The sequence below is a fragment of the Erwinia sp. JH02 genome (genome assembly GCF_013074405.1).
In the GTDB taxonomy this organism is placed as follows: Bacteria; Pseudomonadota; Gammaproteobacteria; order Enterobacterales; family Enterobacteriaceae; genus Erwinia; species Erwinia rhapontici.
This window is the reverse complement of record NZ_JABANZ010000005.1, coordinates 497,753-511,279: the sequence shown is the minus strand read 5'-3', so window position 1 is coordinate 511,279 and position 13,527 is coordinate 497,753. Positions and strand designations below refer to the sequence as shown.

13 protein-coding genes are annotated in these 13,527 nt (G+C 55.9%); 8 read left to right on the top strand and 5 right to left on the bottom strand.

From position 1 onward, the window contains the following. Positions 1 to 47 precede the first annotated feature (47 nt). Positions 48 to 956 (bottom strand): LysR family transcriptional regulator, encoded by a 909-nt coding sequence (locus HHI26_RS14985; protein WP_133842610.1) that lies wholly within the window; start codon positions 954 to 956, stop codon positions 48 to 50. A 95-nt stretch (positions 957 to 1,051) separates the two neighbouring features. Between HHI26_RS14985 and HHI26_RS14980 the strand changes: the two genes are divergently transcribed. Continuing rightward, positions 1,052 to 2,116 carry an SDR family oxidoreductase gene (locus HHI26_RS14980; RefSeq protein ID WP_133842609.1) on the top strand — a complete coding sequence of 355 codons (1,065 nt, stop codon included), beginning with the start codon at positions 1,052 to 1,054 and terminating at the stop codon, positions 2,114 to 2,116. A gap of 140 nt (positions 2,117 to 2,256) precedes the next feature. Next, complete coding sequence (locus HHI26_RS14975) at positions 2,257 to 3,036, top strand: Sua5/YciO/YrdC/YwlC family protein (protein WP_133842608.1); 780 nt, start codon at positions 2,257 to 2,259, stop codon at positions 3,034 to 3,036. 296 nt (positions 3,037 to 3,332) lie between these two features. Here HHI26_RS14975 and HHI26_RS14970 read toward each other — a convergent pair whose 3' ends face one another. Then, entirely contained in the window at positions 3,333 to 4,226 is an 894-nt protein-coding gene (locus HHI26_RS14970; protein ID WP_133842607.1) for a LysR family transcriptional regulator, read from the bottom strand. 137 nt (positions 4,227 to 4,363) lie between these two features. On the opposite strand from HHI26_RS14970, the gene HHI26_RS14965 reads away from it, so the two are divergent. Both HHI26_RS14965 and HHI26_RS14960 read left to right on the top strand, forming a co-directional pair. Further along, positions 4,364 to 5,665: an aconitase/3-isopropylmalate dehydratase large subunit family protein gene (locus HHI26_RS14965; RefSeq protein WP_171149295.1), complete on the top strand. Its 1,302-nt coding sequence runs from the start codon at positions 4,364 to 4,366 to the stop codon at positions 5,663 to 5,665. Between the two features lie 2 nt (positions 5,666 to 5,667). After that, positions 5,668 to 6,213 carry a 3-isopropylmalate dehydratase gene (locus HHI26_RS14960; RefSeq protein ID WP_167864307.1) on the top strand — a complete coding sequence of 182 codons (546 nt, stop codon included), beginning with the start codon at positions 5,668 to 5,670 and terminating at the stop codon, positions 6,211 to 6,213. A 56-nt stretch (positions 6,214 to 6,269) separates the two neighbouring features. On the opposite strand, the gene HHI26_RS14955 is transcribed toward HHI26_RS14960, so the two are convergent. Continuing rightward, positions 6,270 to 6,896 carry a LysE family transporter gene (locus tag HHI26_RS14955; RefSeq protein ID WP_133842604.1) on the bottom strand — a complete coding sequence of 209 codons (627 nt, stop codon included), beginning with the start codon at positions 6,894 to 6,896 and terminating at the stop codon, positions 6,270 to 6,272. Positions 6,897 to 7,642: 746 nt separating this feature from the next. Between HHI26_RS14955 and treF the strand changes: the two genes are divergently transcribed. From treF to HHI26_RS14940, 3 genes are all read left to right on the top strand, one after another. Further along, positions 7,643 to 9,277 carry an alpha,alpha-trehalase TreF gene (gene treF, locus HHI26_RS14950; RefSeq protein ID WP_259152095.1) on the top strand — a complete coding sequence of 545 codons (1,635 nt, stop codon included), beginning with the start codon at positions 7,643 to 7,645 and terminating at the stop codon, positions 9,275 to 9,277. A gap of 171 nt (positions 9,278 to 9,448) precedes the next feature. Beyond that, a complete protein-coding gene (locus HHI26_RS14945; protein WP_133842602.1) occupies positions 9,449 to 10,228 on the top strand; it encodes an ABC transporter substrate-binding protein in 780 nt (259 codons plus the stop codon). 3 nt (positions 10,229 to 10,231) lie between these two features. Then, positions 10,232 to 11,326 (top strand): DUF2817 domain-containing protein, encoded by a 1,095-nt coding sequence (locus HHI26_RS14940; RefSeq protein WP_133842601.1) that lies wholly within the window; start codon positions 10,232 to 10,234, stop codon positions 11,324 to 11,326. Positions 11,327 to 11,328: 2 nt separating this feature from the next. On the opposite strand, the gene HHI26_RS14935 is transcribed toward HHI26_RS14940, so the two are convergent. Continuing rightward, positions 11,329 to 12,108, bottom strand: coding sequence for a 2OG-Fe(II) oxygenase (locus HHI26_RS14935; protein ID WP_159336770.1), 780 nt, complete (start codon positions 12,106 to 12,108; stop codon positions 11,329 to 11,331). Between the two features lie 185 nt (positions 12,109 to 12,293). Between HHI26_RS14935 and HHI26_RS14930 the strand changes: the two genes are divergently transcribed. Further along, entirely contained in the window at positions 12,294 to 13,043 is a 750-nt protein-coding gene (locus HHI26_RS14930) for a 6-phosphogluconolactonase (protein ID WP_133842599.1), read from the top strand. Here HHI26_RS14930 and HHI26_RS14925 read toward each other — a convergent pair. Beyond that, positions 13,040 to 13,456 carry an NUDIX hydrolase gene (locus HHI26_RS14925; protein WP_133842598.1) on the bottom strand — a complete coding sequence of 139 codons (417 nt, stop codon included), beginning with the start codon at positions 13,454 to 13,456 and terminating at the stop codon, positions 13,040 to 13,042. The genes HHI26_RS14930 and HHI26_RS14925 overlap by 4 nt on opposite strands. Positions 13,457 to 13,527 lie beyond the last annotated feature (71 nt).

The following is a 13,527-nucleotide window of genomic DNA, read 5'->3' as shown; positions in this document are numbered from 1 at the left end:
TCGGCAAAAGCCGCATCCATGCGGGCCTCGGCTCGCGCCATCCCTGGTTATCCAATCCTCAACGTCTCCAGCGCACTCAGCAGCGCATCGACCTTCGGCGTGAGCTGTTTTCTGCGTGGCCACACCACATACAGCGGCAGGCCCGGCACCGTCAGTTCCGGCAGGAATGCCACCAGTTCACCGCGTGCCAGTTGTTCTTCCATCAGCCAGGTCGCCATCTGTGCCACGCCCAGCCCGGCCATCACTGCTGAACGCTGCGCTTCGCCATCCCCCAGCGCCATCCGGTGTGGCACGGTGCGTGTGGTAATGCGGCCATCCGGCGAGGTGACATGCCACGGGCTGGTACTGCCGTCGATGCGGTCATACACAATCGCCCGGTGCTGCTCCAGCGCCTCTAACGACTGCGGTGTACCGTGCTGCGCCAGATAGTCAGGCGAGGCGCAAAAGATCAACTGCTCGCAGCCGAGATAACGCACCGCCAGCGAAGGGGGATAACTGCCTGGCCCGCCGATGCGTACCGCGACATCCACGCCCTCTTCAAACAAGTCAACAAAACGGTCCGAGAACGACAGGTTAAGCTGCATGTCCGGGTGCTGCTGGCAGAAGTGATTGAGCAGCGGCATGACATGCAGCCGGCCAAAGGTATGGGGGACGGCAACGCGCAGACGGCCCACAGGAATGGTACGCTGAGCCGCCAGCACCGATTCGGCTTCGCTCAGCTCCCCCAGCACGCGGGTACAGGTGTCGTAATAGGCCTGCCCGGCATCGGTCAGTGCCAGGCTGCGGGTGGTGCGCTCAAACAGCCGTGAACCGAGGCGCGCTTCCAGCCGTGCCACGCTTTTACTTACGGCAGAACTGGTCAGATGCAGCCGTTCGGCGGCGGCGGTAAAACTGCCGCTCTCCACCGTGGCAACAAAGGCGGTGATGCCTTTCAGGCGATCTTCAGATGAGGCCATTCGTTCCTCCTGTTCATGAATACTGTGAATTTATACCTGAGATGAGAATTTAATTCTCTATTAAGCTGGAGGCATTACTGAACAGGAGAGAAATTATGCAACAACGAGCTTTGATTGTCGGCGTCAGCGGCGTCACCGGAAGTGCCCTGGCAGAACGCCTTCTGGCGCAGGGTTGGCAGGTTTATGGGTTATCACGCGGCCGCACGCCGGTCACCGCCGGGGTCACTTCGCTGACCGCCGATTTGACGGACAGCGCATCCGTCCAGGCCGCACTGAAAGAGGTGGTGGTCGATAAGGTGTTCTTCAGCGCCTGGGCACGTCAGGAAAATGAGAAAGAGAATATCCGCGTCAACGGTGGCATGGTGCGTCATGTCCTGGATGCACTGGGCGACACCCTGAAAGGGGGCCATGTGGCGCTGATCACCGGGCTGAAGCACTACCTGGGTCCGTTTGATGCCTACGGTAAAGGCAGTGTGCCGGTGACCCCGTTCCGTGAGGAGCAGGGACGTCAGCCGGTAGAGAACTTCTACTACGCGCAGGAAGATGAAGTCTTTGCCGCCGCAGAAAAATATGGCTGCACCTGGAGCGTTCATCGCCCGCATACGGTGATTGGTTTCGCGGTGGGTAATGCCATGAATATGGGGCAGACGCTGGCGGTGTACGCCACGTTGTGTAAAGCGAGCGGTCAGCCGTTTGTCTTCCCGGGTTCACAGGCGCAGTGGCAGGGCGTTAGCGATATGACGGATGCCCGCCTGCTGGCCGACCAGCTGATTTGGGCCGCCACCACGCCTTCGGCGCAAAACCAGGACTACAATGTGGTCAACGGTGATGTGTTCCGCTGGCAGTGGATGTGGGGCGAAATCGCCGGATACTTTGGTCTTGAAGCCGCGCCATTCAACGGCGAGCAGCCGCTGGAAGGACGTATGAACGACGCCGCTCAGCAGTGGCAGGAGATTGCCCAACAGCACAACCTGAAAGAGAGCGACGTCACCAAGCTGGCCTCCTGGTGGCATACCGATGCCGATCTCGGTCGCCCGATGGAAGTGTTTACCGACGTCAGCAAAAGCCGCAAAGCCGGGTTCAATGGGTATCAGCCAACGCGCGAAGCCTTCTTTGAGCTGTTTGACCGGCTGAAAGCAGAGCAGTTAATCCCACGCTAACAGGCAACGGTTGTTTCCTCCGGGAAACAATCATGGCTTTTTGATGTTTATTGTTGCGCTAAAAACTGGCTGTGGCAGGATGGTTTCAACGGGTGATTACCCACTTAATTTGAACCGAATCTGAACGCAAAGGTGCTGTTATGAACGACAAAGTGGTTAACTGGAATGGTGGCTTACAGCCGGAAGCCGTGAAGATCCTGTCTGCTAACGGCGGCATGATCGTCTGCCCGACCAAAGTGGGCTACATCATCATGACGTCTGATGCCAAAGGTCTGGAGCGCAAGTTTGACGCCAAGCAGCGTAACCGTAACAAGCCAGGCGTGGTGCTGTGTGGTTCTCTGGAACAGCTGAAAGAACTGGCCCAGTTAAACCCTGAAATCGAAGCGCTGTATCAGCAGCACTGGGACCAGGATGTTCTGCTGGGCTGCATCCTGCCGTGGAAAGAAGAAGCGGTGGCACGTATCCCGGATGACGGTTCTAAAGAGCTGATGATGGACCGCCGCCAGACCAGCTGCTTTGTGATTAAGTTTGGCGTACCTGGCGAGAATCTGGCGAAAGAGCTGTGGGAAAACCACGGTAAATTCTCCTTCGCCAGCTCCGCGAACCCATCAGGTAAAGGAAACCGTGGCCTGGTAGAAGGCATTGGCGAGCGCATCGAAGCGCATGCAGACCTGATTATTGCTGCCAACGACTACGTGAAATCCATCCAGCCAAACGAGTCTGAAAAGACTCGCTACGAGCAGGGTGTGATGGTTGCGATGGTTGACGATAACGGCAAACTGGTGCCAGAGCAGAAAGGCGAGCGTAACATCACGCCATGCCCGGTGCTGATCCGTAAAGGTCTGGATGTGGATAAGATTATGTCGATCATGTCTGACATCTTTACTACCTGGGATTACCGTCACGGCAACTATTATTAATTTTACCCGTCATAATTGACGCTACAGCAGCGTTGGCTTCATGTGCTCACCCCGGTCACTTACTCCAGTAAGCTCCCGGGGATTCACGCATTCGCCGCCTTGCTATAACGCCAATTATTTAGGGTAATTTATCCGTCATACTTGACGCTACAGCAGCGTTGGCGGCGCTCACTTACCCCAGTCACATAGTTATCTATGCTCCTGGGGATAAGCAAGCTTGCCGCCTTGCTGTAACGCCAATTATTTAGGGTAAAATAATATCCTCGGTATATTCTATTGCTTTCCGTCTGCTATTGTTATTTCTTTAACGCCTTCTGCAAATCCTCAATAAACAGTCTCACGCGCGGTGAAATAAAATTATCACTTTTCACCAGAACGTATGACTTATAAATATCCATTTCCCAGTCGGGTAATAACTGCACCAGTTCCCCACGGGAAACCGCTTCCTGTGCAATATAATTAGGCAGATAGGCGATGCCGGTTTGTGCCACGGCTGAGTTTAATAAAGCGATGCTGTTATTAGCGCGAAAACGGCTGCGGACTTCAATGTCTTTCTTCTGCTTCTCTTTACGGAACGGTAATGAAATCGTATGGGCCGGGCCACGAAAAAGAATAAAGTCATGGCGCGGCAGATCGTCCGGGCTGGCAATAGGAGCGATATTTTTCAGGTAATCCGGGGCGGCATACAGCCCCCAGGCGATGTCCATCAGCGGACGATAATGGCGGTGGTCGGGTAATTCGCGCGTGATGGCAATGGCGATATCACAGCCATCATCCTCCAGATTGACCGCGCGATCGGTCAGGTCGAGATCGACACTGACGTGGATATTGCTGGCGACAAAACTGTTCAGCGCCGGAACAATACACTGACAGCCAAAGGTGACCGGGGCCACCACGCGCAGGCTGCCGGTCGGCTCTTCGTGGAACTGGCGGATAAAAAGATCGGCGCTTTTCACCTCATGCAGGATGCGGTAACAGTAGTGATAGTACGTCATCCCGACTTCGGTGACCTGAATCCGCCGGGTGGTGCGTTGCAACAGTTTTGCCCCGAGGCGCACTTCCAGCGCCGAGATCTCTTTACTCACCGAGGATTTTGCCAGCCCCAGCGCTTTCGCGGCTTCGGTATAGCTTAACGTTTCCACCACTTTGGCAAAAATAATCATCCCGTGCAGGTTTTCAAAATCGCTCATTATTATCCCGGATTGTTCTGAGGCGGAAACAATAGAGGATATTAGCATATTACCCGTTTACCGCGCAGAGAAAAACGGTAAGGTGATTAAAATTTATTTACTTTCAATGGCCGAAATATCACGCAGAGATAAATAGCATGGGGCAGACAATCAGTCAGAAAATACTCGCTCGTGCCAGCGGGCGGGAAACCGTTACGCCTGGAGAAATAGTCTGGGCAAAAGTGGATATATTAATGTCGCACGATCCCTGTACGCCGGGTGTCGCCAGCGTATTTAAAAAAGAATTTGGTGAACAGGCGAAAATATGGGATGCCGACCGTTTTATTCTGATTCCGGATCACTTTGTTTATTCGGCTGACCCGCAGGCTAATCACAATATTCGTGTGATGCGCGAGTTCGCTCAGGAGCAGAAAATTAAATACTTCTACGATGTTGGTACGCCACAGTATAAGGGCGTTTGCCATATTGGTCTGGCCGAAGGTGGGCATACCCGGCCCGGTGAGGTGTTACTCGGCACCGATTCCCATACGGTTACCGCCGGAGCTTTTGGTTGTTTTGCTGTCGGGCTGGGCATCACCGATGCGGCCTATGCGCTGGGGACCGGCGAAATCCCACTGAAAGTGCCCACCACCATCCGGGTTAACTATCACGGCACGCTGCCGGCGCATGTGCAGGCAAAAGACCTGATCCTGGCGCTGCTGGCTGAGCTGACGGTGGAAGGCGCAACCTATGAAGCGATTGAGTTCGGCGGCAGTGTCATTGATGCCCTGTCGGTGGAAGAGCGTATGACGATGTGCAATATGGTCGTGGAGTGCGGTGGAAAGAACGGCATTATGGTGCCGAACGCAGCCACGCTGGCTTATCTGGCGGAACGCACCGATATCCCGTTTAGTGTGGTGACGGCCGATGCGGATGCGGACTATAGCCGGGTGGTCGAGTTCGATGTGACGTCCATGCAGCCGCTGGTGGCAAAACCGCACTCACCGGATAACGTGGTGTCGATTGATACGCTGAAAAATGTCGCCATCTCTCAGGCCTATATTGGTTCCTGTACGGGCGGCAAGCTGGCGGACTTTGTCGCTGCTGCACAGGTGATGAAGGGGCATAAAGTAGCGATCCCGACCTTTGCCGTTCCGGCCACTAAAGAGGTGTTTCATCGCCTGATCACCACGCAAATTGCAGGGCAGTCGGTGTATCAGATCCTCACCGATGCCGGCGTGCAGCTGTCGTCAGAAGCGGGCTGCGCGGCCTGTTGCGGCGGCCCGGCCGATACCTTTGGTCGCGTGCATCAGCCGATTTCAGTGATCTCCACCACCAACCGTAACTTTGTTGGCCGCATGGGGCACAAGCGCGCCACTATCTATCTGGCCTCCCCTTATGCCGTGGCGGCGGCGGCGGTGACCGGCATGATCACCAACCCTGTTGAATTCGGAGTGTAAGCATGGAATCGATCATAAGCGGCGCGGTATACGTGCTGGGTGACAATATTGATACCGACCAGATTCTGACTGCCGAGTATCTCAAAGTGAATCCTTCGACGCCGGAGGGCTATGCCCAGCTGGCCTCACTGGCGATGTGCGGTCTGCCGGAAGGCGCACTACCGTTTATCGATGTGCAGAGTGGGCGCTCGGCTTACCCGATTATTGTGGCGGGGAAAAATTTTGGCTGTGGTTCATCGCGTGAGCATGCCGTGATGGCGCTGGGGGCCGCCGGGGTGCAGGCCGTGATTGCCCGGTCTTATGCGCGCATCTTTTTCCGCAACTGTGTCGCGACCGGAGAGTTGCTGCCCGTTGCGACCACCGCAGCGCTGTATCAGCAGCTGCAAACTGGCGACCGGGTGAGTATTGATACCTGCAGTCAGACGGTGACCGTGCTGGCAACGGGCGAACAGCTGGCGATTGATCCGGTGGGGGAGCTGGCGAATATCATTGATGCGGGCGGGTTGTTTGCCTATGCGCGCGCCAGTGGGCGCATTCGTACAGGGTAACGGAGCAGAGCAACGGGCGAAGCCTGCACAGCGGCTTCACCCGGGAGCTGGCAGGATTATTTCGCTGAAATCGCCAGCGCGCCACCGGCAAAGACAAACAGGCTGCCGGTAGAACGGTTGAGGATGCGCAGACGACGTGCATTGGAGAACACCCCTGACAGGCGGCGTCCGGCGCAGGCATAGCTGAACATAATGCTGAGATCCAGCACCGCCCAGGTGATGGCCAGCGTGGCAAACTGCGCAGCATGTGGCTGGCTGGCATCAACAAAGTTCGGGAACAGTGCCGCGAAGAACAGCAGATCTTTCGGGTTACTGATACCGACCATAAAGCCTTTGCGGAACAGGCGTAATGCACCCGGTGCCTCTTCCAGCTCCACGGCATTCACCGCAGCAGGCTCGCTGTTATCACGCCAGGCCGCAATGCCCAGCCAGATCAGATACGCGGCACCGACCACTTTTAGCACGGTAAAGGCCGTGGTAGACGCCGCCAGGATGGCACCCAGCCCCAGCGCAGAAGCGGTCATCAGCATCATGGCGGCCAGCACGCCGCCCGTCACCGTTGCCAGTGCCTGTTTACGGCCATAGCGCAGTCCGTGGGTCATGCTGATCAGGGCCGAAGGGCCGGGGATGGCAATCAGTGCGGCAATCACACCGGTATACGCTAGCCAGAGTTGAAGCGTCATTACATAATCCTTTCTGGTTATCACCCTCAGCCTGAGGGCGCCGGGTCTGTTCTTTTCGTCAAATTACGAAGGTGCAATAGTTTATTTTCCCGGCAATGAGAAGTAAATCACAGTCGGGAAATATTCCTGTGACGAGGCCTGTCAGCGATTCAGTACAAGCTCCCCGAACCCCGGGTTTCAGGCGAAAGCGGCCGTTGAGTGGGATAAACACCGCAACGGCCTCCAGCCGATCTATCCACTGCGTGCGAGCGTGTGCAGTCACCGTGGATAAAGCATTTTCCATCAGGGCTCTCTCTGGGTATTGTCTGAATTAGACAAAAAATGCCCCCATACTTAACTTTTACAAGCCCGTAACATTGCAGCGCGGGCTCAACAGGCACAGCCACACATCATGGGTAAGCGGAAAAATACGCTAATCTTCTGTAAGCGTTGAAGAATACTGTTAAAAACGCCAGAGAAATCATTTTTGCCTTTTTTGGCCACCAGCGTCGTTAAGCTGCTGTAATTTAGCGATTAATGAACACTATTTTAAAAAATAAATAGGCAGTCAGAAATGAAGGTGAAACGGCAATTTTCATTTTTATTGTCAATGAATTTGGCTTATTTTTCTTTCTGTTTATTTTTTGAAATATTTCTTCATTAAGAGTAATGGAAACATCGGGTTGCGTGCTGAGACTACGGTACTATAATAAGTCTCTTAATCCACCAGCGACTTTGCCATAATATTTAGGCATCAGGAGGTTCTTATCACTTTCAACCAAAATGAAGCGATGATTGACAATAACCCTACTGAATATGAAGCCTGGTACGATGATTATGAGGCTGGGCCTGATTCCGCGGTCGAGCCTCAGCCGGAGCCGATCCGTGGGCTACCCGCGTCCGATATTCTCACCCCTTCAGACCGCTATCAGGAGCTGTTCGAAGTGGTGCAGATGTCGCGTATTTTTTCCGACAGTAAAACCTTTGCTGACTGTGCGCCGAGGTTTGAACCGGAACGAATTCTCTTTCGTTATTATATGGCGCGTGAGCGGGATGATTTTAACCTGCTGGAATTCGTGCTGGAAAATTTCGAGCTGCCACGTGTCCATGACAGCCGCTATGTTTCCGACCCGGAAAACAGCATCGAACAACATATTGATGCGCTGTGGCCGGTATTAACCCGCCAGCCGGAAAAGCATTGCGAGTTTTCATCGCTGCTGCCGCTGCCGAAACCCTATGTGGTGCCGGGCGGGCGATTTGGTGAAACCTACTACTGGGATTCCTATTTCAGCATGCTGGGTTTTGCCGCCGCCGGGCGTGGCGATCTGATGCATAACATGGCCGACAACTTTGCGTGGATGATTGATAAATACGGCCATATTCCTAACGGTAACCGTACTTATTACCTCAGCCGTTCGCAGCCGCCGGTGTTTGCCATGATGGTGGAGTTGTTCGAAAAGAATGATATCCATGAAGCACAGCATTACCTGCCGCAGTTGAAAAGCGAGTATGCGTTCTGGATGGATGGCCAGGACGATCTCTCCCCGAATCAGGCGTATCGCCACGTGGTGATGCTGCCCGATGGTTCGGTGCTGAACCGTTACTGGGATGACCGTGATACGCCGCGTGACGAGTCCTGGCTGGAAGACGTGGAAACGGCACGCCAGTCATCGCGTCCGTCCAGCGAAGTGTACCGTGACCTGCGTGCCGGCGCGGCATCCGGTTGGGACTTTACCTCGCGCTGGCTGGCTGAGCCAGGCCGTCTGGAAAGCATCCAGACCACCAGTATTGTGCCAATCGACCTGAATGCGTTCCTCTACAAGCTGGAAACCACCATCGCCCGATTGTCGGCCAGCAAAGGCGAGCAGGAGACCGCAGACCGCTACCAGCAGCTGGCGCTGCGTCGCCGTGAGGTCGTAGATAAGTATCTGTGGGAAGAGGAAACCGGCCTGTACCGGGATTACAACTGGCGTGAAGGGGAGAAAGCCGCGTTCTCCGCCGCGGCGGTCACCCCGGTGTATGTGGGAATGTCCAGCTATGAGCAGGCCACGCGTACGGCGAAAGCGGTGCGTGACTATCTGCTGGCACCGGGCGGTATGCTGTGCAGCATGGAAGTGACCGGTGAGCAGTGGGACAGCCCGAACGGCTGGGCACCCATGCAGTGGCTGGCGGTAAAAGGCTTCAGCAGTTATGGCGAAGAAGAGCTGGCGAAGGAGATTGCCACCCGTTGGCTGACGACCGTCGATACCACCTGGCAGCAGCATCACAAGCTGGTGGAGAAATACAACATCAGCGGTGATGCCGCGCTGCTCGGTGGCGGTGGCGAATACCCGTTGCAGGACGGCTTCGGCTGGACTAACGGTGTGACGCGCCGTCTGCTTGAGTTGTACCCACGCAGCTGAGATCAGAGGGTGGCCGCCCGGCCACCCTCATCGACGTTTACCCGACAACACCTCGTATTATAAAACTGGCTTATTAACCCCCGCCTGCCATAAGACAAAAGCCTTATTTCTCCATGAAAAATCATGCTATTACTTGGGGATAACCCGCATGATGATCCCGGAGATCCTGAAATGAAAAAACTGACCCTGACCGCGCTGGCTTTGCTGGCGGGGTTTAGTGCTTCTGCCCTGGCCGCAGAAGAGCTGCGTTTTGGCGTTGACCCGACGTTCCCCCCCTTTGAATCCAAGGCTGCTGACGGATCGCTGCAGGGATTTGATATAGATATGGGTAACGCCATCTGCCAGCAGATGAAAGTGAAATGTGTCTGGGTACAGACCGGTTATGACGGCATTATCCCGGCGTTACAGGCGCGCAAGTTTGATGCCATCCTGTCAGCCATGGCGATGACTGAAAAACGTCGTGAGCAGGTGGCGTTCACCGACATGCTCTATAACACCCCGAGCGCGTTGCTGACACGTAAAGACAGCAAGCTGATGCCGGAACTGGCATCGCTGAAAGGCAAGACCGTTGGCGTGGCGCAGGGCACCACGCAGGAAGGCTTTGCGAAAAGCGTCTGGGGCAGCCAGGGTGTTCAGGTGGTGAGCTATCCAAACCAGTCGGAAATTTATCCGGACCTGGCGTCAGGGCGTCTTGATGCCACTTTCACCAGTGCAGCAGCGGCTGAGTCCGGCTTCCTGAAAACGCCGCAGGGTGCGGAGTATCATATCGCCGGGAAACCGCTGTATGACCCAAAATACTTCGGTGAAGGTGTCGGGATCGGCTTGCGTAAAGATGACGGTGCGCGCATTGCCAAAATTAATGAAGCGATGGCTGAACTGCACAAAAATGGCACCTACGATCGTCTGGCGAAGCAGTATTTCAGCTTTGATGTTTATCACCGCCCGGAGTAAGCGATGACGTTAACGACACTGCCTGACTTTCGCCAGCAGCGCGCACGCTTTCTGGCAGCAGTGGGGGCGCTGGGAGGCGCTGTTACCTGCTACCCACACCCGCTGAGCGGCCCGCAGGGCGAGCCGCTGTCGACCGATGTGGCGGTGATTGGCCGCGCGGATGCCCCGCAGGTGATGCTGGTGGTTTCTGGCACCCACGGCGTGGAAGGGTATTACGGCTCCGACAGCCAGATCGCCTGGCTGGAAGCGCTGGATGGCAGCACCCTGCCGCAGGATGTCGCGCTGGTGCTGGTGCATCTGATCAATCCGTGGGGTACCGCTTGGCTGCGGCGGGTGAATGAAGACAACGCCGACCTGAACCGTAACTTTATCGACTTCTCGGGAGCGGTACCGCCCAATCCGGCGTACCCCGCGCTGCACAGTATTTATACCTGCCGTGACCTGGACGGATCAGAGCGTGCGGCAGCCGATGTGCAGATGGCACTGAAGTGCGCGGAGATCGGCTGGGGTGGCGTAAAACGTATTGTGGAAGCCGGGCAGTATCAGTTTGCTGACGGCATCTTTTACGGCGGCAGCGAGGCCAGCTGGTCTCAGCAGATCCTGCGGCAGATTATCGCCAATCATCTGCAAATGGCACGGCGTATTATCAGCTTCGATCTGCATACCGGGGCCGGGGCTTACGGCCATCCCATGCTGCTGGCGATTGCGCAGCGCCCTTACCCGGCGCTCGATGAAGCGAAACGTCTGTTTGGCGAGTGGCTGACGGTGATCATCACCGGGGACAGTGGGGAGAGTGACACCGGTGTGACCGCCACAGCCACCGGTTATTTGTCACAGTTTATGCTGGATCAGCTGCCGGAGACTGAACTGCTTCAACTGGTGGTGGAGTGCGGAACTTACGACGGTCGTGATATGCACCGTCGCGTGCGCGACGACCACTGGCTGCATCTGTACGGTGACCTGGACAGCGAGCAGGCATTACAGGTGAAACAGCAGCTGTTTGAAGGGTTTTACCCGGCCGATCCGGACTGGCGGGCGCTGGTTGCACTGCGCACCCGACAGATTTTCCAGCGCGGCTGGGAAGCATTACAGCAGTGAGATCACAGGCGCCCGTAGAAGGTCATGCGGGCGCTTTCTGACAACGACACATCCGGCTGGGCATTGTACGCCAGCACCACCAGCATACGTGTCGTATCTCCTTCCGTTGGCGTCACGCGGTGCAGGGCATTCCGCCCCCTGAACAGCACCAGATCCCCCGGCTCAATGGCCAGTTTCTCTACCGGATGCTCACCGTCCAGCACGGCACCCACACCGCTGTAGTTCATCTCTCCGGCTTCCGCATTACGCAGATGGCTGACGTATTCAAATACGCCGCCCGCTTCGGGTTTCTGAATCAGCAGTGTGATAGCGAAGGAGGAGTTGTCAAAGTGCCAGCCCAGCTCCTGCCCGGCATGTGCATAGTGCAGGTTAATCGACGACAGGTTGTCGGCATACGGGAACAACTGTTGCTCTTGCAGCACGCCGCATAGAAACGCCTTGAACGCGTCCGAGTCGTACAACGTACGCAGGGCCGAGGCCGCCGGGATCTCTTCATCGGTAATACAGCCTTTCGAGGAAACCACCTGGCGGTTACGCGGGTGATCGGCGGCAAAGGCATCGTCCGGTTTCTGCAAATAGACGTTATGCTGGCTGCTGGCATAAAACGCCAGATGCTGGTTATCGTCCCCTTCCTGCTTGATTGCGGCCAGCGCGGCAGGGGTTAAAAAACCTCGCAGTACCAGCGCGCCGCTGGCAGCCAGCTGCTGCTGGCATGTTGCTGTGTAACCGGCATCGGTAATCGGGTGAGCACTCAGGTTAAGCAGGGAAGCAAGAGGATTCATCAGGGTCTCGTTGGCAGAAAAGCAGGTTATTCACTGTACGATGCCGTTGCGCGCTCTACTACTGATTTCTCGGACTTTTTAGCGATAAAAACCCAAGAGAATTATCCCTTTAGTTATTATTGTTGCAGTGGTTATCAGAAGCATTCATCTTATTGTCATCCGGTCCGTAACAAGGGAATGAAAAAATGAAAATACGGTTATTCGACGATCATGAAGCCCTGAGCCAGCAGGCCGCGGCAGATATTTTTACTGAGCTGAATCAGGGAGGACGTTGTAATTTCGCCCCGACAGGCGGTTCATCGCCGCTGCGGCTGTATCAGCATCTGGTCGCACGGTTACAGGCAGAAAACGCCGGACAGCAGGTGCACTATTATCTGCAGGATGATGTTCCGCTGCGCGGTCGTGAGCAGCAGCCAGGGGTGATTTATCAGCATATTGACCGACATCTGCTGACCCCGGCGGGCATCCCGCCACAACGCATCCATCCGTTAACCCTGGCCAACGTTGCGCAGCAGGATGCCGCGATTGCCGCTGACGGCGGGCTGGATCTGCTGCTGCTGGGGGTGGGGCAGGATGGACATATTGCCGCGAACCTGCCGGGCACGCCGTTCGACACGCTGACGCGTGAAATTGAGGTCGATCGCTGCCACGGTGTACTGATGGCGGCTTTAGTGCAGGAAGTGGGATCGGAGGAAAATGTTCCCGACAGCTACCTGAGCTTTGGCATTCACACCATTATGCAGGCGCGGCATATCAGGGTGCTGATCAACGGTGAGAATAAAGCCGAGATAGTCCGGCGGATGCTGATGGAGCCCCCCGTGGAAGCGTTGCCTGCTTCTGTATTGCAGCGCCATGCCAACTGCACGCTCTATCTCGACGCGGCCGCCGCACGCCTGCTGGATGCGGACTGGCTGGCTGAACGAATGGAACGTTAATGCCCGCGGCTGAGGGTGACCAGATCAACCTGTTTCAGTAATGAACTTAGTGGGGCGAACAGCGGCTGCGGCAGTGCCGCCGGATCGCACCACTGCCAGCCTTCACATTTGTCCGGTTCGCGACATTCCGGTGTGCCAGTGGCGTGGTAAGCCAGCATAAACAGCGTGACATAGTGCTTCTGTTCTGCCGGAAAAATATCGTTGGTAAACGGTCCGGTGACACAGTCACCAATGACTAGTCCGCACTCTTCCAGCGCTTCACGTTCCGCACACTGCTGCGGTGTTTCCCCAAATTCAAGGTGCCCACCGGGTGCAGACCAGTCGCCTGCGCCGTGGCTGCCTTTACGCTTTCCCAGTAATACCTGGCCATCACGGAAAATTAAGACTCCGACGCCAATACGTGGTGGTGACATGCTTCTCCCCCTCAGTCATTCAGGCGGGCCACCCTGGTGTGACCCGCCTGAAAGCGCAATATAAAGCAACA

Excerpts from the sequence above, each read along its gene's own strand:
- HHI26_RS14975 (WP_133842608.1), top strand. The coding sequence starts at position 2,257 with ATGAACGACAAAGTGGTTAACTGGAATGGTGGCTTACAGCCGGAAGCC.
- HHI26_RS14985 (WP_133842610.1), bottom strand. The coding sequence starts at position 956 with ATGGCCTCATCTGAAGATCGCCTGAAAGGCATCACCGCCTTTGTTGCC.
- HHI26_RS14945 (WP_133842602.1), top strand. The coding sequence starts at position 9,449 with ATGAAAAAACTGACCCTGACCGCGCTGGCTTTGCTGGCGGGGTTTAGT.
- HHI26_RS14970 (WP_133842607.1), bottom strand. The coding sequence starts at position 4,226 with ATGAGCGATTTTGAAAACCTGCACGGGATGATTATTTTTGCCAAAGTG.
- HHI26_RS14960 (WP_167864307.1), top strand. The coding sequence starts at position 5,668 with ATGGAATCGATCATAAGCGGCGCGGTATACGTGCTGGGTGACAATATT.
- HHI26_RS14930 (WP_133842599.1), top strand. The coding sequence starts at position 12,294 with ATGAAAATACGGTTATTCGACGATCATGAAGCCCTGAGCCAGCAGGCC.
- HHI26_RS14935 (WP_159336770.1), bottom strand. The coding sequence starts at position 12,108 with ATGAATCCTCTTGCTTCCCTGCTTAACCTGAGTGCTCACCCGATTACC.
- HHI26_RS14965 (WP_171149295.1), top strand. The coding sequence starts at position 4,364 with ATGGGGCAGACAATCAGTCAGAAAATACTCGCTCGTGCCAGCGGGCGG.
- HHI26_RS14980 (WP_133842609.1), top strand. The coding sequence starts at position 1,052 with ATGCAACAACGAGCTTTGATTGTCGGCGTCAGCGGCGTCACCGGAAGT.
- HHI26_RS14940 (WP_133842601.1), top strand. The coding sequence starts at position 10,232 with ATGACGTTAACGACACTGCCTGACTTTCGCCAGCAGCGCGCACGCTTT.
- HHI26_RS14955 (WP_133842604.1), bottom strand. The coding sequence starts at position 6,896 with ATGACGCTTCAACTCTGGCTAGCGTATACCGGTGTGATTGCCGCACTG.
- HHI26_RS14925 (WP_133842598.1), bottom strand. The coding sequence starts at position 13,456 with ATGTCACCACCACGTATTGGCGTCGGAGTCTTAATTTTCCGTGATGGC.